Consider the following 20,919-nt stretch of genomic DNA (forward strand, 5'->3'; position numbering starts at 1 on the left):
TATATAGTTATTTAGGATTAAGTGGGAGACCAGATAATGAGTACGTTTAGAGACTTGCAGTTATTATCGGATGCAGCATATTATGACAGATGTAATTATGTTAATTATAATGTTGATAATGTGCTGGAGGAAACTGATAAAATTAAGGATGGTATTTATCATGCAAAGGCAGGTAGTAGGGATGTGCCATTATTTAAGATTTTAATGACAAATGAATGTAACAATGATTGTGCTTATTGTACTAATTGTATGGAGCATAAGTACCAAAGGGCTAGATTAAGTCCTGATGCTTTAGCAAGAATTTATATGAAGTATTATGAAAACAATACTGTTGAGGGCTTGTTTTTAAGTTCGGGTATTATTAAAGATGCTGATACTACTATGGATGAGATGATAGAAGCTGCACATATTCTTAGAAACAAGTATTCATATAAGGGTTATATTCATCTGAAAATTATTCCTGGCAGTAGTAAGGACCATATTAAGCATGCTATGCAGCTTGCTGATAGGGTTAGTATCAATATTGAATCTGCTACTAAGGATGGTCTTAGTGATTTGTCAAGTACTAAGAATTATGATAAGGATATTCTTAAACGTCTTGATTGGATTGATAATTTACATAGAAGAGATCATAGTCTTGCAAGTAGTGGTCATACTACACAGATTATTGTTGGTGCTAATGAGGAGAATGATGAAGACATATTGAAACAGGTTTATACTTTAACTAAGAAGTATGATGTGTTGTATAATTATTTCAGTAGTTTTACTCCTGTTAAGGGAACGCCACTAGAAAACCATGAAGCCAATGATACTAGAAGGACGGGCAGATTATATCAGGCTGAATACCTGTTTAATCAGTATAATTACACTGTTGATGATCTTATATTGGATGATGATGGTTTCCTTGATGTTAATAATGATCCAAAATATGTTTCAGCACTGGAAAATATGGATAAATATCCTATTGACATTAATACTGCTAAATATAAAGAGCTTATACGTGTTCCTGGTATTGGTTTAAAATCTGCTAGACGTATTAGGCATTTGGTGGGTCAGGGAGAAAAGATTACTAGTTTAAAGCAGTTACAAAAGTTAGGTGCTAATATAAATAAGTGTAAAATATTTGTTAAGGTTGGAGGTTCTTATCAGAGTACTTTAATTTAGGAAAAATAGGTGTATAGTTACGGTTGTAACTATAGGATTATTATAAATCTTCAAATAATTCCCATATTTCAGGATATTTGTCGTGTATGGCTTCTTCTAGTATTAATGATGCTTCATTACTAATACTGAATTCGGGTGTTGTTTTTTTAAGGTATCTTAGTACTGCTGCACTTTTTGCTGACCATAAGCTTATTCTTGGATTTTTATTTATTTCTTTTTTGATTTCTTCTATTTTATCATCATCTAATTTGAATGAATTATTAGGTTGTTTTGGTTTTTTGACTTCTTTTATGATGGTTTCTTGTTTTGTTTTATCTGTTTTTTTATCTGTTTTCTTATCTGTTTTCTTTTTTGGTGATGATTTTTTTATTAGTGCATCTAATCCTCTTCCTAGTGATCCTTCTGCCATGTTTTATTCACCTTCTAATTTAATTAATTCTTTTGCTAGTTTTATGTATGATTTTGTTCCTGGACAATCTGGGTCGTAGATTATGCATGGTTGTCCAAAGCTTGGTGCTTCTGCTAATTTTACGTTTCGTGGTATTTTTTCTTTGAATATGTATTCTTGGTCTTTGAAGAAGTCTTTTACATTTTTTGTTACATCTTTTGATAGTCTTGTTCTTGGATCGTATAATGTTATGAGTATTCCTTTTATTGGGCATGAACTTTTTAGTCGTGATTCTACTAGTTTGATTGTTTCTAGTAGGTCTGCCATTCCTTCTAGTGCATAGAATTCTGCTTGTATTGGTATTATTACTGAGTCTGTTGCTACTAGTGCGTTTAGTGTGAGTATTCCTAGGGATGGTGGTGCGTCTATTAGTATGTAGTCAAATCCTAGTTCGTATTCTTCTAGTTTTTCGTTTAGTATGTAGGGATATCCTAGTTCTTTGCTTAGTTCTATTTCTGCTCCGCTTAGTGATATGTTACTTGCTATTAGGAATAAGTTTGGTACTTCTGTTTCTAGTACTGCTTCTTCGAATGTGCATTTTCCTGTTAGTAGTGAGTAGATGGTGTTTTCTACTTCGCTTTTTTGTATGCCCATGCTTGTTGTTGCGTTTCCTTGTGGGTCCATATCGATTACTAGTACTGTTTTTTCTTGTGTTGCTAGTGCTGCTCCTAGGTTTACTGCGGTTGTTGTTTTTCCACAGCCTCCTTTTTGGTTTAATATTGTGATTATTTCGGTCATTTGATAACTCCTTTTTTTTATATCATTATATTATATTAAATTGTTTATTGAAAGTAATATTTATAAGTTATAATAGTAAAAGTAATTAGTTATAACTTATAAGTTATCCTTTGAAAAAAAAGAGAAAACTAATGAAAAAAAATCATTAATTAAAACTTAACACGTTTAGAAACCTTATATGGTAAAGGTAACTTTCTAAATGGTAAACCTTCAGTTAAACCATGAATTTCATCAGCTAACTGTTCAACAGTAACTTCCTCTTTAGTATCATCCATACGTCTATTAACTGTAATAGAATCATTTTCTACTTCATTATCTCCTACCACAATAGTATATGGAATCCATTCCTTACCAGCATTTCTAATCTTCTTACCTACACGTTCAGGAGTATCATCAATATCAACCCTTACATTTAAGTCCTTAATTTGTTCATAAACTTTTTCAGCATATTCTAAATGATTATCAGTAACTGGTATAATTCTAACCTGAGTTGGTGCTAACCATAATGGTAAAGCTGGTTTAGAACCTTTATCAGTAGAAGTTTTCTCAAGTAAACTACATATAACTCTTTCTAAACTTCCAGTTGGACTACAATGTAATATGGTTGGATATTGTTGTTCCTCATTCTCATCCAAATAAGTAATACCAAATCTTCTAGCACTCTGAATATCCATCTGAACAGTAGGATTTTCAATAGGTCTTCCAAGATCATCAATTGCAGCAAAGTCAACTTTTGCATTCCAATAATGTTTCATCTTAGGAATAACTTCAAGAACTACAGGTTTCTTAATATGTTCTCTTACAACTTCTTTAACCCAATCCTCATTTTCTGCTAAGAAATCTTTTGTTACGCGGAATGCTACTTCATAATGTACACCAAGGTCACTTTCAGTTTGAGAACACATATCTACTTGCTGAGCAAATATTTCTTTTGCATGTTCATCATTTAAGCACACACTATGGAAATCAGGCATTGTGAAAGCTCTTAATCTTTTAAGTCCTACTACTTCCCCTTGTCTTTCAAACCTGAAACTTAACTGTGATAATTCATATATTCCTACAGGCATATTTTTCCATGTTAAGAAAGAATCTGCCATTATCCTGAATGCTCCAAAACAACATGCAAATCTTAACATTAATTCTCTGTGTTTAGTTTTTAACCTGTATTGTCTTTCACCAAATTTTTCTGCATGTTCTCTGATTGCATTATCAGCCAAATCATACATTACTGGTGTATCAACAGGCATTGCTCCTCTTTCTGTTACAAGATTATACACATAATCTCCGAGTAAATCCTTAACAAGTTTTCCTTTAGGATACCATCTTATATGACCAACATCTGCTGAAGGTTCATTACTTGCCAATTCTTTTTCTTTCATTAATTTTACATGAGGAGGTTGTTTACCTGAATCTTCATGAGACATACCTTTTTCATGATTAACTAACTGTTTTAATGTTTTAGTTTGGTACTTGTAATCATCTGTATCATATTTTTCTCCATCTTCTTCTAGTATATAGAATGTTGATGGTTCTTTTTCTTCAACTTCTTCTTCAACATCTTCATCTTCTTCTGTTGTAATAGTTCTTGAAAGTTCAGATAAAGGATGTCCTTTACAAGCCAATTCAAATGATTTATACCAACCAAAAGGAACTCTTAATACTGCTTCGTTATTATCAACAAGTTCTACTTCTATACCTTTTAGAATTTGTTGAGCAACTGCAGGATTTGATAATGAAGAACTTAAATGTGCATAAGGATAAACTACTATATTATCAGCATTAACCTTATTCTGTACACTTAATATTTCTTTAACTGTTTTTTTTATGATTAACTCAGGATTTTCTTCATCTTCTTTTTCCACTGCAATAAAAGCCACTAATGCGTTTTCTACACCATCTGCTCTTTTTTCATCTTCGATATCTTCTGCTATTTTAGTTTTACTTCTAGTCTTATAACGTAAGTAATCTGAATGTATCATTAACGTTCGCATTTTACATTTTTCCTCCATTAAAATGATAGTTTAAGTTATTCATAAAAAAATGAAAAATAATTTTAAATTTAATTTAAAAATACATATTTTAACTATTAATATTTATATAATTCATAATATATTAAAATATTTGTAAGAAAAAAAAGAATAAAAATCAAACGGTTGTTAATTTAAGGCCCATAATACCAACTATTACGAGAAACAAAAAGAAAAGTTTTACAGGTGAAGTTGATTCATTTAAAAATAGTATACCAACAACAACTGTTCCAATAGCACCTATAGCTGTCCAACACGCATATGCAGTTCCCAAAGGAATTCCCTGAACTGCTTTTTCTAGTAACACCATACTTATTATAAGAAATATGACTGTTAATACCGAAGGTATAATCTTTGTAAATCCTTCTGAAAATTTAAGTGGAACTGCCCATAGTACTTCACATACTCCAGCTATAACTAAGTAAATCCAAGGATTCAAGAAAATATATCCCCAAATCATTATATTTACATAAATTCAGGTGCTTTAATACCTAAAAGTTTTAAAGAATTCTTAAGAGTGATTCTTGAAGCATCAACAAGTTTAAGTCTGAAACTTTCATGTTCTGATCCAATAACTTGTTGTGACTTATAAAATTTATTAAAAGCTTTTGAAAGACTTGAAGTATACTCAGTTAAATGATGTACTCTTCTTTCATCTGCAGATTGTCTGATTATTTCAGTGAATCTTGACAATTCTTTTACTAACTCTTTTTCTTCATCTTCCAATTCATAATCACATTTTACATCAGTAAATTCATCAAATTCTGTTTTTGACAATAATTTACATGCCCTTGCATGTGCATATTGAATAGATGCACATCCTCTTTCAAAGTTAAGAGCTTCTTCCCATTTGAAAGTAATAGGTTTTTCTGGTGATATCTGATTAATATAGAATCTTACTGAACCTACACCAATAATTCTTGCAATTTCATCCATTTCTTTATCAGTGAAATCCATGTCACGACTTATTAATTCATCTTTTGCATGTTGTGTAGCCTGTTCGATAAACTCATCAACTGAAATGAATACTCCTTTCCTTGTTGACATACTGCCTTCAGGCAAATTGATGAATTCATAGAATACAACTTCTGGTGCACGGTTTCCTGATAATTCCAGTGCTAAACTTAATTGTTTTGCTGCTAGTTTATGGTCTGCTCCAAGTATATCTAATGAAATATCACTATTTTTTGTTTTATATTGATGATATGCAAGGTCTCTTGTAGCATATAAGCTTGTACCATTAGATCTTCTTAGAACTAGTTCCTTATCTACATCATATTTTTCTAATGGTAAGTATAATATGTCTTTTAATATTGTGAAAGGCTGTAGTTTTTCTAGCACATTTTCTACTGAACCATTTCTTAGGAATGTACTTTCCCATTTAAATAAGTTCATTTTAATGTTTAAATCTTTAAGTGTTTGTTTTATACCATCAAGACAGTTTTCTACAACAAATTCGAATGAATCTATTAATTTTTGGTCATCTCCATCCTCATATTTATGTAATATTTCATCAATTTCTTGGTTGTAGTCTGGATTATTTTCCAGTTCCTGGTTACATTTGAAGTATACTTCACCTACTGCATGGTCTATTTTTTTATCTTCATCAAATTCGTATCCAAACTTGTTCATTCCCCATACTATTATTGCTATTTGTCTGCCCATGTCATTTACATAGTATTGTGATTCTACCTTATAACCTGCATGTTGAAGTACTCTTTTTAATGAATCTCCAAGTATTGCGTTTCTTAAGTGTCCTACATGTAATGGACCATTCGGATTTGCTGATGTATGTTCCAATAGTATTGATTGATCTTTTTCTGGTAATTCTCCATATCTTTTATCAATATAATTCACTATTTTTGTTGAGAACAATGTGTAATTGATGAAGAAATTTAAGTATGGTCCTTTTGTTTCTACTTTTTCAAAATATAATGGTAATTTAATGTTTTCTTTTATTTCTTCTGCTATTTCTACAGGTGACTTTTTTAGTTTACCTGCTAATGAAAATGCAACATTGCTTGATATGTCACCCATTTCAGGAGTTGGTGGTTCTTCGAATGTTAATTCTTCATCTAACTTTACTCTGAGTTTTGTTAAAGCTTCTTCTATACTTTCGCTTAGTTCTTTTTTTAGTTTTGAATACATCTTTTGCCTCCTTTTATTTTATAATCCTCTAAACCATAATGTAATATAACCTATTTTAGGAATTATGAGAAGTGAATTTCCTATTGTTATTACTTTTGATTTTACTTGACTAGGAGATACTGGTTCGGGATCTTGAACTTCATTATTATCTCCCTTGATAATATAATAATTTGAACCATTTATTTGTCGTACCTCTATTACCCTATGTATTACTGGTTCTGAATACCATGTTGCATCATATACAACAACATCACCAACACGAACATCAGTATATGGATTAAATTCTTGTATACCATATGTATTTACATTTTGTGTAGCAACTATATCTCCCCTATAGAATGCAGGTTCCATACTACCTGATACTACTACACTTAGATGGGAAGATAATATTAATGCCACAATTAATATTAGTGCATAACTTAATATTTCACGGGCAAGACTTGTATTGGATGTTTTTTCATTGGCTTGTTTTTCTTGTTGTTTTTTCTTTTTATCCCTGTTTTTACGTTTTTTAGACAAGAATTCACCTCCATATAATTCATTTTTATTTATTTTATGTTTATTTTAGTACTGCACCTTTATCTGCACTTGTAGCAAGTTTCTGGTACTGTCTTAGCCATCCTTTAAGATCTCTTTCTACTGGTTTGACTTTTGATAATCTTTCACTGATTTCATCATCAGTTAATTCTAGTTTAATACTTCTTTCTTTTACATTGATGGATACTATGTCACCATCTTGTATTGCAGCTATTGGTCCTCCTTCTGCTGCTTCTGGTGATATGTGTCCTATACATGGTCCTCTACTTCCACCAGAGAATCTTCCATCTGTTATGAGTGCTACGTGGAATAATTCCCTTCCCATAATTGCTGCTGTAGGGTTTAACATTTCACGCATTCCAGGGCCACCTTTAGGTCCTTCATATCTTATTACCACTACATCTCCATCTACTATTTTATCATTTTCTATTGCGTTTACACATTCTTCTTCTGAGTTAAATACTTTACATGGACCTGAATGTATGAGCATGTCCTCATTTACAGCTCCTTGTTTAATAACTGAACCATTTGGTGCAATATTTCCATATAATACTGCTATTCCACCTTCTGTTCTTACAGGATTATCTATTGTATGTATTACATCATAGTCTACATCTGTTACTTGTGTTAGATTTTCTTTCACTGTTTTTGATGTGCATGTTATGCAATCAGTATGTAATAGTGATTCTAAGTTTTTCATTACTGCTGGTATTCCACCTGCTGTGTCTACATCTATCATTCTGTTGTTTCCACCAGGTCTTATGCTGCAGATGTATGGTACTTCGTGACTTAATTTATCGAATAGGTCTATGGTTACATCTAGTCCTCCAACTTCGTGTGCTATTGCTGGTATATGAAGTGTTGTGTTGGTTGATCCTCCTAGTGCTAAGTCTACAATTATTGCGTTTTCGAATGCTTCTTGTGTCATTACATCTGATGGTTTGATGTTGTTTTCTATGAGTGAGAATATTTTTTTGGCCGATTGTTTTGCTATTTCGATTTTTTTCTCACTTACTGCGTGAGCTGTTGCACATCCTGGTAAGCTCATACCGAGTGTTTCTGTTAGGCATGCCATTGTGTTTGCTGTGAATAGTCCTGCACATGATCCTGCTCCTGGGCAAGCACATTTTTCTAATTCATATAAGTCTTCTTCTGACATTTTTCCAGATTGTGTTGCTCCAACTGCTTCTGTTACGTTGATGAAATCTACTGTTTCACCGTGGAATTTACCTGGCATCATTGGACCACCTGTTATTAGTATGGTTGGTATGTCTAGTCTTGCTGCTGCCATTAACATTCCAGGTACTACTTTGTCACATGATGGCATGCATATTAATGCATCAAATTGATGTGCCATTGCCATACTTTCTACTGTGTTTGCTATGATTTCTCTTGATGGTAGTGAGAAATACATTCCTTCATGGTTCATTGCTATTCCATCACAGACTGCCATTGTATCAAATTCGAATGGTACTCCACCTTCTGCTCTTATTACATCTTTGACTTCTTGTACTAAGTCTTTTAGGTGTATGTGTCCTGGTACTATGTCTGTATAACTGTTTGCTATTCCTATGAATGGTTTTTTCATGTCTTCATCGTTTAAACCACATGCTCTTAGTAGTGAACGATGTGATGTTCTGTTTATTCCTTTTTTTATATTGTCACTTCTCATTTTAAACGACCTTTTATAATTTAAATATTATAATTAAGTTAATAAAATAAAGTTAAAATGTATTAATTTTTCATCATTATATAATATATAATATATTAACAATCAATAATAACCTTTTGTAAAATATATAAAATTAATAGAATCAAACAACTAGAAAAATAAGAATAAAAACGATTTTTACACAACAAGAAAAAATAAAAAAACATTGAAATAAAATGAATTAAATTTTTAAATATAACTATTTTCAAATAACTAAAATTAATATATGATAAAATATAAAATTATTAAATGAACTTGAAAAAGTTTATTTTGTTAAATTTATATTCCACATACAGGGCTCGTAGTCTAGCCAGGATTATGACGTGGGACTTCGGATCCCAAGATCGGGGGTTCAAATCCCCCCGGGCTCGCTATTTAACAAAATTTTTTAAAATAACTCTTTTTTAACTTAATTATTTGAAATATTAACTTCAAAATGACTATAAAGGACTATATTCTAACTTAATATACTCATCAATAGATTCACGTGTCGTACCAATTATCAAATTATAACCTACAATAGAATCATTTCTGATTACTTCCTCACAAACCCCTGAAGCAATTATATTTTCATCATTTTTCACAATTCCTGTATAAGTATGAGTAAATGATAATATTTTATCTATTTTAACATCATTATTACCTTCCAACACCTGTACATCTTTAACATGAAATGTTGCTGGAGAATCATAGGAATCTTTATCATCACTTATCGTACATTTGATTTTCATTTTTCCTATAGGCTTATTAATTACTTCATCATATTTTTCTACTTCATCAGGATGTTTAGTTAATAATATAGCAAATAATGTTCCCTTTATTAATCCCCTATTATTTTTACGTGCCTCGTACCATTGGAATTCTTCTAATGTCATTGAATCATCCTTGATTCGAATATCATATACTTGTTTCCAGTAATCCCCACTGATTTTGTCTAATGGACTATTTTCGTCATCCTTTAATTTTGAATATAATTTTATTGCTTTCCTATGATTTGATTGTCCAAAAATTACAAAATCTATGTCTGAATCATTATTTTGTAAATTTACAATGGTTGAACCAGTCACTCCCATGTCTTCATAACTTATGCCTGCCTGATTATGAAATATGGAGGATAATAATCGGATTTTGTCATAGAATATATTGTTGTCATCTGACTCAATTATTTCTTTTAATCGTTTAATTGGACTGATAATTTCAGATATATCCTCTTTAGGAACTCCCATCATCTTTTTATTTTCAACATTCCAATTAAACAGGTAATCTGGATGATTTTCTTTGATATATTCATATGCTTCATTACTGTTTACTTTTTTGTATTTAATTCCATTGATTTCACGATTACCATTACTGCATGGAACATATCTGAGAAATGATATGTAATGAGTACTTGGATGATTATAACTGTTTACTGCAAAAAAAAGTCCGTCTTTGGTCTTTATAAAATACCTTGGTTGAATATTCATAAATAAAACACCATTTACATTACTGTTGAAGTGTTTATTGAAAATGTTATTTAAAATTATAGGAGATTATACTATTTTGAAAATAAACAAGCAAATGTACATGATATATTACATTATCATAATCAAAATATTAAATTATAATAAATTATATTAATAAAAAAAATCATATTATTAAAAAAGAACTTTTTTTGAGTATATATAATAAATATAACTTTTTTAAAAACAATTATCAGAGGAACGGTAATATGTCATATGACTTTAATTTAAAAATAAAAGATAATCACTTAATGATTGGTGAACTAGATGCTAATGATTTAGCAGAAGAATTTAAAACACCATTATATGTAATTGATGAAGAAAAAGTTAGAGAAAATTACAACAAATTATTCACTGCATTCAGTAGCAAATATGAAGATTTACACATGTGTTATGCAGCTAAAGCAAACACAAGCCTTGCAGTATTAAAAATATTAGAAGATGAAGGAAGTTACATTGATGCAGTAAGTCCTGGTGAAATATACACAGCATTACTTGCAGGATTCACACCAGATAGAATAATGTTCACAGGAAACAATGTGACAAACGAAGAATTAGAATATGCTCATAAAACAGGAGTTACAATAAACCTTGACAGTATATCAGCTCTTGAAAGATTAAGTACCATTGAAGGAACAGAAGGAAAAGAAATATCAATAAGAGTAAATCCAATGGTAGAAGCAGGTCATCATGAACACTGTATTACAGGTGGACCAAAAAGTAAATTTGGTATAAAAGAAGAAGAAGCCGTTGAAGTTTACCAGAAAGCAATAGACCTCGGATTTAAGCCAATAGGTATGCATTCACATATAGGTTCTGAAATACTTGAATCCGAACCATTCATGTTAGCAGTAGAAACAATGATGGACATTGCAGGAAAAGTACATCAAGAAGTAGGAGTTGACTTTAAATTCCTAGACTTTGGTGGAGGATTTGGTATACCATACGAGCCAACAGAAAATGAATTAGACTTAGAAAAATTCACAACAGACATTATAAATCTTTTCAAATCCAAAGTTGAAGAATATGACATGGAAAGTCCATCATTCTATATTGAACCTGGAAGATTCCTAGTTGGTAACGCAGAAGTATTATTAACAAGAGTAAATACAATTAAAGAAAGCTACCGTAAATTTGCAGGAGTAGACTGTGGATTTGGTACACTCCTAAGGCCAACAATGTATGGATCATACCATCATATTGTAGTAGCAAATAAGATGAATGAAGAAAATGTTGAAGAAATTGATATTGCAGGTAACCTCTGTGAAAGTGGAGACCTATTTGCTAGGGATAGGCCAATGCCTAAACTAGAAGAAGGAGACCTTCTCGCAATATTAAATGCTGGTGCATATGCTTACAGTATGGCATCACAATATAATTCAAGACCTAGACCGGCAGAAGTATTAGTTAACAAAAAAGAAGCAGATGTAATAAGAAGAAGAGAAAGTTTCAGTGACTTATTTAATGGTCAGAAAGTTCCAACAAGGTTATTAAAATGATTAAAGAAATAAATTTTACAAAAATGCATGCACTGGGTAATGATTACATAGTAATTAACGAAACAGATGAAACAGTCATCCCTGAAGAATCAAAAAATGATGTATGTGCTGAAATATCACAGAGAAGATTTAATGTTGGTGCTGATGGTGTAGTTTTTGCATGTAAATCTGATAAGGCTGATGTAAGATTCCGTATCTTCAATAGTGATGGTAGTGAAGCTGAAATGTGTGGAAATGGTATTCGCTGTCTTGCTAAATATGTTTATGATAAAAACATTGTTAAAAAAGAAGTAATGCAAATTGAAACAATGGAAGATGTGAAGGAAGCTAGACTTACAGTAGAAGATGATGAAGTTATTAGCATAGAAATTGATATGGGTAAAGGATACTTTAAACCAGAAGAAATTCCTGCAATAGCACCTAGTGGAAATGTTGATGAATTCATAGATGAAGAAATTGATGTTGAAGGTGAAAAGATAAGGATGAGTTCAGTAAGTGTGGGAAACCCTCATGCAGTATGTTTTACTGATATTAATATTGATGATATTGACTTAGATTTCTATGGTCCTCGTATTGAAACTCATGAAGCATTTCCTGAAAAAGTGAATGTGCACTTTGTGAATATTGTTTCTCCTGAAGAAATTAATATTTTAACTTGGGAAAGAGGTGCTGGATTCACTTATGCTTGTGGAACAGGTACTACTAGTTGTGTTCTTCTTGGTTATAAAATGGGTTTACTTAATGAGAAAGTACATGCACATTTATCTGGTGGTGACTTAGACATCACAATTAGTGATTTTACTGATTACTTAACAGCTACTATGAAAGGTGCTGCTGTTAGTGTATATGAAGCTAGTATGAATGTTGAGTTATAATTCAACATCATAAAATTTTTTTATTTAAAAAAATAGAAGGGTATTAAATGAGAAGAATAAGGGTTATTGATTTTAATATTGCTCTTGTAAAAAGAATATTTCATCTTAGGTTTTGGGTTGCTGGTTTAACTAGGAAATCTAGAGTTATGGATAAGATTATTAAAAGAACATTGTTTGATCATGATGGTACATATTTTATTCCGAACAATGAAAGTGTTAAGAATATTTCTTCTCAAACAATTACCATGAATTACGATATATCAAAACCCGATATGATTGTCATGCCTAGTGACATTATTAAAAGCGTAATCAACGAAGCAGATGACATAGTAATCATGAACAAATGTTTATGCCGAAATTCTACTGAATGCACAGAATATCCTAGAGACTTAGGATGCATATTCCTAGGAAAAACAACAAGAAAAATTTCAAGAAGACACTGCCGTGAAGCAACAAGAGAAGAAGCAATCGAACATATAAATAAATGTTCAGAAGCAGGGCTTATACACATCATGGGACGTAACAAAATGGATACAGTGTGGATGAATGTAAGGCCAAACTCAGAATTGCTTACAATATGTAATTGTTGTCCATGTTGCTGCTTATGGAGAGTATATCCTAATTTAAGCGACACTATACAGAATGATTTCTATAAACTTCCAGGAGTATCATTGAAGTATGATATTGAATCATGTGTAGGTTGTGGAAAATGTGTTGAAGTATGTTTTGCAGATTGTATAACCATTAAGGATAATAAAGTATCCATAGACCAGGAAGTATGTATTGGTTGTGGACAGTGCAGTAACAATTGTCCAACAAATGCTATCGAGTTACAATATGAAAAACGAGATGTTCAAAGTGTCTATGATAAAATAAATTCATTGGTTAATATAAAATCCTGAAAAAACCAGACATATATTGCAAGTGTAAAAAAATATGAATAAAAAATAGTAAATAAGAGGATTATTCTTCTAAATCATAATTACGATTAAAGTTTAAATCTCTTGTTTTATAAATTGTTGCCCTTCTAAGCTTTAATAATTCTTTTTTCTTTTTATCAAAGTCTTCCATTGACTTAATATTTTCTTTTACATAATCAAGAATTTCATCCACAACTGCATTTTGATGTACCCAGTTACAGTCTTTACAATTCCATACACTCTTGTCTTCTATCCATTTTCCACCTGTTGATCCATCGGCACATGGATAAAATGGGCAGTAACAGAATGTGCAGCTTTCTTCATTATTATGGCATGGGAAATATTCGCAGTCTGTATTTTGTCCTATTTGGATGTCACCATTAAAGAATCTTTCATAGAATTCTTCTGTTTGTTCTGGTAGTTTTGCAGACATTTTGTATCCACGTGGTGTTATCATTTTACCTTTTTTAACATAAGTCATTGAATTTCCGACAATTATTGTTGTTGACATGTGAATATCTTGGTCTTTAAGTTCTTTGAGTTTACATATGTGAGTTATTGTGTCTGTTCCTTCTGTTTTTACTATTCCTACTGGTGTTTCAGGGTTTCTGTTTTCTACTAGTATGTCACATGCTGTTTCAAAGGGTACTGTTCTTGTTTTACTTTTTGGATTGTAGAATGCTATTACTAAGTCTGCTATTGCTGCATATTTAATTTTTCTTTGTATTTCTTCTAGAGGAGTTAATAAATCACTTAAACTTATTATTGCAAGGTCATGTAATGGTGCTCCTAATGCACTTGCTGAATATGTTGCTGCAGTTACTCCAGGTATTACTTCAAATTCAAGGTCAGAATATTTGTCAATTATTTGGAAGTATACATTTGCCATTCCATATATTCCAGGGTCTCCTGAGCTTATTATTGCAACTTTTTTTCCTTCTTTTTCCATTTCTATTGCAAGTTCTACTCTTTCCATTTCATCTCCCATACCTCTTCTTAGAACTTCTTTTCCTTCCAGTAAGTCTTCGATGTGTTCTAGATATGGATGATATGCTATTATTACATCAGCTTCTTTTATTCTGTCTGCTGCTTTAAGAGTCATGTGTTCTCTTTTTGATCCTATACCAACTAAACTTATCATTATTTTACTCCTTTATTATGATATGATTACTCTTTTTTAAAAAATGATTAATTTATAAATTTATATTAACAGTAATTCCTATGGTAATACTGTATTTTTTATAATATATATTATTAATGATTAAATTTTCAAATTATAATGAATTATAATCTTTAAAAATTAAATTTAAAAAAAAATAGATGTTAAGAGGGAATTATGCTCTTGTTTTTTGTTGTTTTTGTGAATTGTTTGTATTGTTTGTTTTATTATTAGTATAATCCATTAAACTTTGTATTGAACTATTAGCATTACCTTTGTTCTGATCATAAAGAACTATTCTTTCTTTTAATGCTATGGATGTTGTGTTTACTTTCACTCTACCTGTTGAATATATTTCTCCTACTGCTGTTGCTGTTACACTGTATGTTTGTTCTGGTACTATTTGAATGTATCCTCCAGAAGTTACTTGTGTATCTTTTGTTGCTAAGGCTGTGATTGTTATTGTTTGGTTTCCTGTATTGTCATTTGATATTTTCGCTGTTACAGAGTTTAAGTTTACACTTAGGTTTGTAAGGTTATTTAATACTAATGCTACATCTTCCTGGTTAGTGATGTTTAAGTTATCCTGGTCTGTTAGGCTTTTTTCGTTAGTGAATGATGATACTAAATCTGATCCTTCATCAACTTGTACTGATAATAATTCTAATGGATTTACTGGTCCTGATGAAATAAGACTGTATGATGCAAATAGTCCAATTTCAAAAAACAGAACAATTGTCACTATAAATAATAATATTTTCAATAATCTTGACATGGTTCACCCTCTTATTTTTCCATTGAAAAAATATTCCTATATAATTTTAAGTAGATTATAGTATATAGATATTTTTAAAACTTTGAAAGTATAAAGAATTATATAATAATAAAAATTTTTTTGTGACTAAATATTTTTAAATGATTTTCATGCCAAACGATATAATTAAGAAATTCCAGGATGTTAAATTATTATTGAATAATAATGCTTTTGCAGAAATTAAAGCTAATAATGATACTGATTATTTTATTAATGAACTTATTGAGTATATTGAGGAGAATGAAAAGAATCAGTTTATTGTAACTACTGATACTATAAGAAATTATCAGCAACATGAACGTGAACGTATACATGAATCAATCATAGAAAATCCTAAAACCAAAGAAATACGTGAAAATCAAGAAACACCTTATGAAATACTGTTGGACGTTACTAATAAATCATATACTGATGGAGATATTAAAGATTTAAACAAATACTTCAACAACAGATTTGAAAAACTTAAAAAAATCATACAAGAAAACCCCGAATACAACAAAGTGGAAGATCTTAAAAACACAAAAACAAATATTGACAATCTTCATGTTATAGGTATTGTAAACAGTATAAATAACACAAAAAATGGTCATAAAATAATTGAAATAGAAGATACAACAGGAATTGGAAGCGTAATAGTACTTAAAGATAATGAAGATTTATTAGAAAGCAGTCAAACAATTGTTAAAGATGAAGTAATAGGTGTAACCGGCAGCACAAATGGTAGTTTAATAAGAGCAGATGAAATAGCTCATCCAGGTATTCAAAGAAGAATTATTGACAAGCCAATGGATTTCTCAGCAGTATTCATATCAGATGTACATATTGGAAGTAAACAATTTGATGAAAAAGCATTCAACCGTTTTATCAAATGGCTGAACGGTAATTATGGAAGTGAAGAACAACAAGACTTAGCTAATGATGTGAAATATTTAATTATTGGTGGAGATTTAGTTGATGGTATCGGAGTTTACCCAAACCAAGAAAAAGAATTAAAAATTAAGGACATATATGACCAGTATGAAGAAGCTGGAAGATTACTTGGTGATGTGACAGATATACCTATCATAATTTCACCAGGAAACCATGATGCAACAAGGTTAGCAGAACCTCAACCAGCATTAACTGAAAAATATGCAAAGGATTTATGTAAACAGAAAAATGTTGAAATGGTAAGTAATCCATCTATGATTAAATTAGATAATATTAATGTTCAGGTTTATCATGGACGAAGCTTTGATGATATAGTTATGGCATTAAATGGTTATACTCATGCTGATACTGATAAAATTATGAAATTGTTAGTTGAAAAACGACATCTTGCACCAATTTATGGGGAAAGAACTCCTCTTGCCAGTGAATTTGAAGATTATATGGTTATGGATGAAATTCCTGACATATTACATACAGGGCATGTTCATATAAATTCTCATGTAAAATATAAGGGGATTCATATGTTAAATTCTGGAACATTCCAGAAACAGACGGAATTCCAGAAAATTTATAATATTGTGCCAACATATGGACAAGTACCTGTTATTAAGAGAGGAACAATGCAATTATTAGATTTTACGAATGATTAGGTGATTATATTGGATAATAATATTATAGAGAAAATAGTTAAAACTGCTCATCATATTTATGATAAGGATATGATTTTAGGTAAAGCAGGAAATATAAGTATATTAGATGATTCTGGAGAATATATGTATATTACCGCCTCTGGAACTGACTTTAAAAGTTTGGTTCATGAAGATGTTATAAAAGTAAATATTGATGATTTAAGTTATGTTTCTGCTAACAATAAAGTTCCATCAATGGAAACTAATTTGCATGTGGGTGTTTATGAAAAGAGGTCTGATGTAAGAAGTGTTGTTCATGTACATTCTCCTTATGCTACAGCATTTGCTTTTAGTGATAAAAAGTTACGTCAACTTGAAGGTTTTGGTGAAATTACTGGAGAGTACATAGCTGAAGTTGATTATTATGCTCCAGGTAGTAAAAAGTTAGCTAAGCATGCTAGTGATGCTTTGAAGAATGAGGATAGTGTCTTGTTAAAGGATCATGGTTTAATTACGGTGGGGAAGGATATTGATGAAGCTACACTTCTGTGTGAGTATGTAGAAGGTATAGCTAAAACTCAATATATTACACATGTGCTTAATCTTTAACTGCTTCCAATTCACTTAATATGTTCCAGATAAGAATTCTTGCATGAATAGGAATGTTAGGATCATTACTTATATCATCTAATATTGATATTACAGTACTTGCTTTTATGGTTGGTTCATCATCATCTTTTGCTAAAAGTGCTGTTGAATCTTCTGCAGCTTTCCTTATATTTCTTGGTACACTATTATCGTTAATGATTTGTGATAATATTTCTGTACAATTTGCGAATATTTCTTCGTTATTCATTATATCAGACATAAAAAATACACTCCCTATTTTTTTAATAATAATTTATAAATAGTCTTAATACCAGTTTAAAATAATTTTATTCTTAATGTATATTATATTATTATATTTATGTTAATCATATTATAAAAAATAGATGATTTAAAGAAGAAAAAAAAATATTTGATATGAAAAAATAGTAAAGTAAAATTTAATATTAGACAAGAAAGAACATAAATTGCAAGTGTAAAGTTTTAATCAGATAATGAAACGGCAATAGTCACCCCATTATATGCTGTTTTTTTGAATATTAAATGAGACCCAGTACCATTAGCAATTAAGGCTGATGGTTCACATACTCCTTTAACTCCAAATTGTTTCATCACAAAATCTGATTCAGAACATTCCTCATTCTGATATGCTTTGATTTCATCCATTGGTATAATTTTTAATTCTTTGTTAAGTTCTTTGATGTTTTCCAGGATTCCTTTTTCATTCGCTTTAACATCGGCTGTGGCGAAAAAATCAATTCTTAATGGTGAAAATTCAAGTATGTTACAAGCTGAAATGATGGCATTTTTTACTTTATCATAGGAAATATCTTTTCTAGCACCTATTCCCATCACTAATTGTTTTGGTTTTAGTATAACTTTATGATTATCAACAGTTGCTGTTATATTTTGGTATTCTTCGCTGATTTTAGTATTATATGATTTTTTCACTTCATCAGTTAATATATATGAGTATTTTGGATGTAAACATAATTCTACTTGAGTATTGTTTACTAATGCTTTGTTAATGAATTTAATATTTTTAGGATTTTCTAATGTGCAGTAAAATCTTTTAGCTATTGAATCAATACCTACCTTGTTGTTTACATCGGTGGATGTTGTTATGACAGGTGTTGAGCCAAGTATTTCTGCTATTTTTAATGTTAAATCGTTTGCTCCACCAAAATGGCCACTAAGTAAGCTTATTGTGAAATTTGCATTATCATCTATTAGTAACACTGCAGGATCTGATAATTTTGAATTTACGTGTGGTGCTATTGATCGTATCATTATACCTGATGCCATTATTCCTATTATGCAGTCGTATTTATCAAATATTTCATTTACAGTATTTATTATATTTTTGTGGTATTGTTTTACATTTAGGAATAGTGGATTTTGGATTAAATTGTCATATAATTTATCGGATATTTCTTTTCCTTGGTTTGTAACTGATAGTATTGCTATATTCATTTTTAAGACCTACATTATTAAGATTAATATTATGAAATAGATTATGATTATTGTTAGAATAAAAAGTATTGATGTTACTTTTGTTATGTTTATTGCTTGTGATATTTTTTCTTCGTTTAATTCGTCTGTTCCATATCCTAATTCGTATACGTTTTCTTTTATGAGAGTTATGTTTAATGCTCCTGCTGTTGCTGCCATTGGATATCCGCTGTTTGGGCTTGGTGTTTTTAGTGCGAATTTTTTCATGACATCGTATGATTGTTTATAGTCGTATTTTAATAAAAATGCTGATAGTATCACATAGTATCCTGTTATTCTTGCTGGAATATAGTTTAATATGTCGTCCCATTTTGCAGGATAGCATCCTATGTTTATTAATTCTTTAGTTTTATATCCTAGCATTGCATCCATTGTGTTTGATGCTCTGTAGATTATTCCTCCGAGTATTCCTATGATTATTCCGAATGGTATTGTTAGTATTGTAACATAGAATAATGGTGATATTATACTGTCTGTGATGTTTTCGGTTAGTGTTTCTATTGCTGCTGATGTTATTCTTGATTCTGTGAGTTGTTCTGTGTTTCTGCTTACTAGGTATGACATTGATTTTCTTGCTTTGTTTATGTCTTCTTTTAGTTCTGTTTGTATTTTTCTTACGGATTCTATTAGGAATTTTATGGAGAATGTTGTTGATAGTAGTATTGATGCGAAAATTAGGAATATCCAGTTGTTGATGTATGCTGTTATTATTAATAGTATTAGGCTTATTATTGTGAATGTGAATATGGTTGTTATTATTGTTAGTAGTCCTGATGTTTTTGTGTTTGGGAGATAGTTTTTCATTTTTTCGATGAAATTTCCCATGTATATTACAGGATGTATTTTGTTTGGTACTTCTCCTATGATCATGTCAATTATTATGGATATTAATATGATTGAAATGGCATAGATTGTTGTTTCATATATCATTGTTTTAAGTTTTATTTTTTAAACTATATAATAGAGGTACATTGCAAGTGTAAATTTTTGTTTTGATATTTTTTTGTGTGTAATAGTGAGACATGTGTTGCAAGTGTAATTTTTATTTTTTTATTTTTGTGAGGTATAATAGAGAGGTGTTTTTCAAGTGTAAATTTTTTTGTAGTTATAGGTGTGTGTTACAGTCATATGTTTCAAGTGTAATTATTTTTTATGTTAAATTTTATGGAATATGTTAAGTTTTGTTTCAAGTGTAAAATTTTAGAAAATAAAATATTAAGTATTACTATAATACTTAAATTTATTTTAGTATTACTTATTTAGATATTTTTAAAAACTATTTTTTTAATAAAAAATATCAAATTAAACTAAATATAAATTATTATTTATTATTTATTTATTATATTATTATATTATTATTATTTATTTATTATTTAATTAATTATTTATATTTTATTTTTATTATATTATATTAATATTTTTTATTTTTTTATTTAAAGATATTATATATCTTTATTTTATCAAAAACACTTATATAAGTATTTTCTTCATCTTTAAAGTTTATATAAATATTTTCATTTACCCAGTTTTCAATTTTTCAAGAGGGTACACATTTTATTTTTACACTTGCAATATACGTCCCTCTCTCTAAATCTTTTTATACTATAAATAATATAATTAATAATTAAATTATTTTCACTTGAAATTTTAATATTACAATTAATATTATACTTGAAATGTATTTATCAAGGAGATTAAAA

19 protein-coding genes and 1 tRNA gene are annotated in these 20,919 nt (G+C 30.0%); 7 read left to right on the forward strand and 13 right to left on the reverse strand.

Features of this window, described 5'->3' with window-relative positions:
* Window positions 1-36: 36 nt before the first annotated feature.
* On the forward strand, window positions 37-1,164 hold the full coding sequence (locus tag PXD04_RS22595) for a radical SAM protein (protein ID WP_323737050.1): 1,128 nt from the start codon (window positions 37-39) through the stop codon (window positions 1,162-1,164).
* A 40-nt stretch (window positions 1,165-1,204) separates the two neighbouring features.
* Here the strand turns inward: PXD04_RS22595 and PXD04_RS22600 are convergent, their stop codons facing one another.
* From PXD04_RS22600 to ilvD, 7 genes are all read right to left on the reverse strand, one after another.
* Complete coding sequence (locus tag PXD04_RS22600) at window positions 1,205-1,573, reverse strand: hypothetical protein (protein WP_323737051.1); 369 nt, start codon at window positions 1,571-1,573, stop codon at window positions 1,205-1,207.
* A 3-nt stretch (window positions 1,574-1,576) separates the two neighbouring features.
* Window positions 1,577-2,350: a ParA family protein gene (locus PXD04_RS22605; protein WP_323737052.1), complete on the reverse strand. Its 774-nt coding sequence runs from the start codon at window positions 2,348-2,350 to the stop codon at window positions 1,577-1,579.
* 149 nt (window positions 2,351-2,499) lie between these two features.
* The gene (locus PXD04_RS22610; RefSeq protein ID WP_323737053.1) at window positions 2,500-4,341 is read right to left on the reverse strand and encodes a threonine--tRNA ligase; all 1,842 of its coding nucleotides are present in this window, start codon (window positions 4,339-4,341) and stop codon (window positions 2,500-2,502) included.
* 154 nt (window positions 4,342-4,495) lie between these two features.
* On the reverse strand, window positions 4,496-4,816 hold the full coding sequence (locus PXD04_RS22615) for a multidrug efflux SMR transporter (protein WP_323737054.1): 321 nt from the start codon (window positions 4,814-4,816) through the stop codon (window positions 4,496-4,498).
* 26 nt (window positions 4,817-4,842) lie between these two features.
* Window positions 4,843-6,525, reverse strand: a complete 1,683-nt coding sequence (argS, locus tag PXD04_RS22620; RefSeq protein ID WP_323737055.1) for an arginine--tRNA ligase — start codon at window positions 6,523-6,525, stop codon at window positions 4,843-4,845.
* A gap of 18 nt (window positions 6,526-6,543) precedes the next feature.
* Complete coding sequence (locus PXD04_RS22625) at window positions 6,544-6,951, reverse strand: signal peptidase I (RefSeq protein WP_323737411.1); 408 nt, start codon at window positions 6,949-6,951, stop codon at window positions 6,544-6,546.
* Window positions 6,952-7,084: 133 nt separating this feature from the next.
* Window positions 7,085-8,734, reverse strand: a complete 1,650-nt coding sequence (gene ilvD, locus PXD04_RS22630; RefSeq protein WP_323737056.1) for a dihydroxy-acid dehydratase — start codon at window positions 8,732-8,734, stop codon at window positions 7,085-7,087.
* 334 nt (window positions 8,735-9,068) lie between these two features.
* Between ilvD and PXD04_RS22635 the strand changes: the two genes are divergently transcribed.
* Window positions 9,069-9,144 (forward strand) — tRNA-Arg (locus PXD04_RS22635).
* 69 nt (window positions 9,145-9,213) lie between these two features.
* Here the strand turns inward: PXD04_RS22635 and PXD04_RS22640 are convergent.
* Entirely contained in the window at window positions 9,214-10,239 is a 1,026-nt protein-coding gene (locus PXD04_RS22640) for a DNA polymerase subunit beta (RefSeq protein ID WP_323737057.1), read from the reverse strand.
* Window positions 10,240-10,484: 245 nt separating this feature from the next.
* Between PXD04_RS22640 and lysA the strand changes: the two genes are divergently transcribed.
* From lysA to PXD04_RS23490, 3 genes are all read left to right on the forward strand, one after another.
* Window positions 10,485-11,774: a diaminopimelate decarboxylase gene (gene lysA, locus PXD04_RS22645; RefSeq protein ID WP_323737058.1), complete on the forward strand. Its 1,290-nt coding sequence runs from the start codon at window positions 10,485-10,487 to the stop codon at window positions 11,772-11,774.
* Entirely contained in the window at window positions 11,771-12,649 is an 879-nt protein-coding gene (dapF, locus tag PXD04_RS22650) for a diaminopimelate epimerase (protein ID WP_323737059.1), read from the forward strand. Before lysA ends, dapF begins: the two co-directional genes overlap by 4 nt.
* 542 nt (window positions 12,650-13,191) lie before the next feature.
* Complete coding sequence (locus PXD04_RS23490; RefSeq protein ID WP_409988291.1) at window positions 13,192-13,551, forward strand: 4Fe-4S binding protein; 360 nt, start codon at window positions 13,192-13,194, stop codon at window positions 13,549-13,551.
* 61 nt (window positions 13,552-13,612) lie between these two features.
* On the opposite strand, the gene cobJ is transcribed toward PXD04_RS23490, so the two are convergent.
* Complete coding sequence (gene cobJ / locus PXD04_RS22660; protein WP_323737061.1) at window positions 13,613-14,710, reverse strand: precorrin-3B C(17)-methyltransferase; 1,098 nt, start codon at window positions 14,708-14,710, stop codon at window positions 13,613-13,615.
* Between the two features lie 193 nt (window positions 14,711-14,903).
* On the reverse strand, window positions 14,904-15,503 hold the full coding sequence (locus PXD04_RS22665) for a hypothetical protein (RefSeq protein WP_323737062.1): 600 nt from the start codon (window positions 15,501-15,503) through the stop codon (window positions 14,904-14,906).
* 149 nt (window positions 15,504-15,652) lie between these two features.
* Here PXD04_RS22665 and PXD04_RS22670 point away from each other — a divergent pair, with 149 nt between their 5' ends.
* Together PXD04_RS22670 and PXD04_RS22675 are read left to right on the forward strand one after the other, a co-directional pair.
* On the forward strand, window positions 15,653-17,122 hold the full coding sequence (locus tag PXD04_RS22670) for a DNA-directed DNA polymerase II small subunit (RefSeq protein ID WP_323737063.1): 1,470 nt from the start codon (window positions 15,653-15,655) through the stop codon (window positions 17,120-17,122).
* The gene (locus PXD04_RS22675; protein WP_323737064.1) at window positions 17,123-17,710 is read left to right on the forward strand and encodes a class II aldolase/adducin family protein; all 588 of its coding nucleotides are present in this window, start codon (window positions 17,123-17,125) and stop codon (window positions 17,708-17,710) included.
* Here PXD04_RS22675 and PXD04_RS22680 read toward each other — a convergent pair.
* From PXD04_RS22680 to PXD04_RS22690, 3 genes are all read right to left on the reverse strand, one after another.
* A complete protein-coding gene (locus tag PXD04_RS22680) occupies window positions 17,700-17,957 on the reverse strand; it encodes a UPF0147 family protein (protein WP_323737412.1) in 258 nt (85 codons plus the stop codon). The two genes, PXD04_RS22675 and PXD04_RS22680, sit on opposite strands and share 11 nt — an antisense overlap.
* 233 nt (window positions 17,958-18,190) lie before the next feature.
* On the reverse strand, window positions 18,191-19,180 hold the full coding sequence (locus PXD04_RS22685; protein ID WP_323737065.1) for a cobalt-precorrin 5A hydrolase: 990 nt from the start codon (window positions 19,178-19,180) through the stop codon (window positions 18,191-18,193).
* A gap of 9 nt (window positions 19,181-19,189) precedes the next feature.
* Window positions 19,190-20,149, reverse strand: a complete 960-nt coding sequence (locus PXD04_RS22690) for a cobalamin biosynthesis protein (protein ID WP_323737066.1) — start codon at window positions 20,147-20,149, stop codon at window positions 19,190-19,192.
* Between the last annotated feature and the right edge of the window lie 770 nt (window positions 20,150-20,919).

The sequence above is a fragment of the Methanosphaera sp. ISO3-F5 genome, from assembly GCF_034480035.2.
In the GTDB taxonomy this organism is placed as follows: domain Archaea; phylum Methanobacteriota; class Methanobacteria; order Methanobacteriales; family Methanobacteriaceae; genus Methanosphaera.

What these genes read in the sequence shown, in the direction of transcription:
- cobJ (WP_323737061.1), bottom strand. Translation starts at nt 14,710, where the DNA reads ATGATAAGTTTAGTTGGTATAGGATCAAAAAGAGAACACATGACTCTT.
- PXD04_RS22595 (WP_323737050.1), top strand. Translation starts at nt 37, where the DNA reads ATGAGTACGTTTAGAGACTTGCAGTTATTATCGGATGCAGCATATTAT.
- PXD04_RS22680 (WP_323737412.1), bottom strand. Translation starts at nt 17,957, where the DNA reads ATGAATAACGAAGAAATATTCGCAAATTGTACAGAAATATTATCACAA.
- PXD04_RS23490 (WP_409988291.1), top strand. Translation starts at nt 13,192, where the DNA reads ATGAATGTAAGGCCAAACTCAGAATTGCTTACAATATGTAATTGTTGT.
- lysA (WP_323737058.1), top strand. Translation starts at nt 10,485, where the DNA reads ATGTCATATGACTTTAATTTAAAAATAAAAGATAATCACTTAATGATT.
- PXD04_RS22610 (WP_323737053.1), bottom strand. Translation starts at nt 4,341, where the DNA reads ATGCGAACGTTAATGATACATTCAGATTACTTACGTTATAAGACTAGA.
- argS (WP_323737055.1), bottom strand. Translation starts at nt 6,525, where the DNA reads ATGTATTCAAAACTAAAAAAAGAACTAAGCGAAAGTATAGAAGAAGCT.
- PXD04_RS22665 (WP_323737062.1), bottom strand. Translation starts at nt 15,503, where the DNA reads ATGTCAAGATTATTGAAAATATTATTATTTATAGTGACAATTGTTCTG.
- ilvD (WP_323737056.1), bottom strand. Translation starts at nt 8,734, where the DNA reads ATGAGAAGTGACAATATAAAAAAAGGAATAAACAGAACATCACATCGT.
- PXD04_RS22690 (WP_323737066.1), bottom strand. Translation starts at nt 20,149, where the DNA reads ATGATATATGAAACAACAATCTATGCCATTTCAATCATATTAATATCC.
- PXD04_RS22685 (WP_323737065.1), bottom strand. Translation starts at nt 19,180, where the DNA reads ATGAATATAGCAATACTATCAGTTACAAACCAAGGAAAAGAAATATCC.
- PXD04_RS22605 (WP_323737052.1), bottom strand. Translation starts at nt 2,350, where the DNA reads ATGACCGAAATAATCACAATATTAAACCAAAAAGGAGGCTGTGGAAAA.
- PXD04_RS22600 (WP_323737051.1), bottom strand. Translation starts at nt 1,573, where the DNA reads ATGGCAGAAGGATCACTAGGAAGAGGATTAGATGCACTAATAAAAAAA.
- PXD04_RS22670 (WP_323737063.1), top strand. Translation starts at nt 15,653, where the DNA reads ATGCCAAACGATATAATTAAGAAATTCCAGGATGTTAAATTATTATTG.
- PXD04_RS22640 (WP_323737057.1), bottom strand. Translation starts at nt 10,239, where the DNA reads ATGAATATTCAACCAAGGTATTTTATAAAGACCAAAGACGGACTTTTT.
- dapF (WP_323737059.1), top strand. Translation starts at nt 11,771, where the DNA reads ATGATTAAAGAAATAAATTTTACAAAAATGCATGCACTGGGTAATGAT.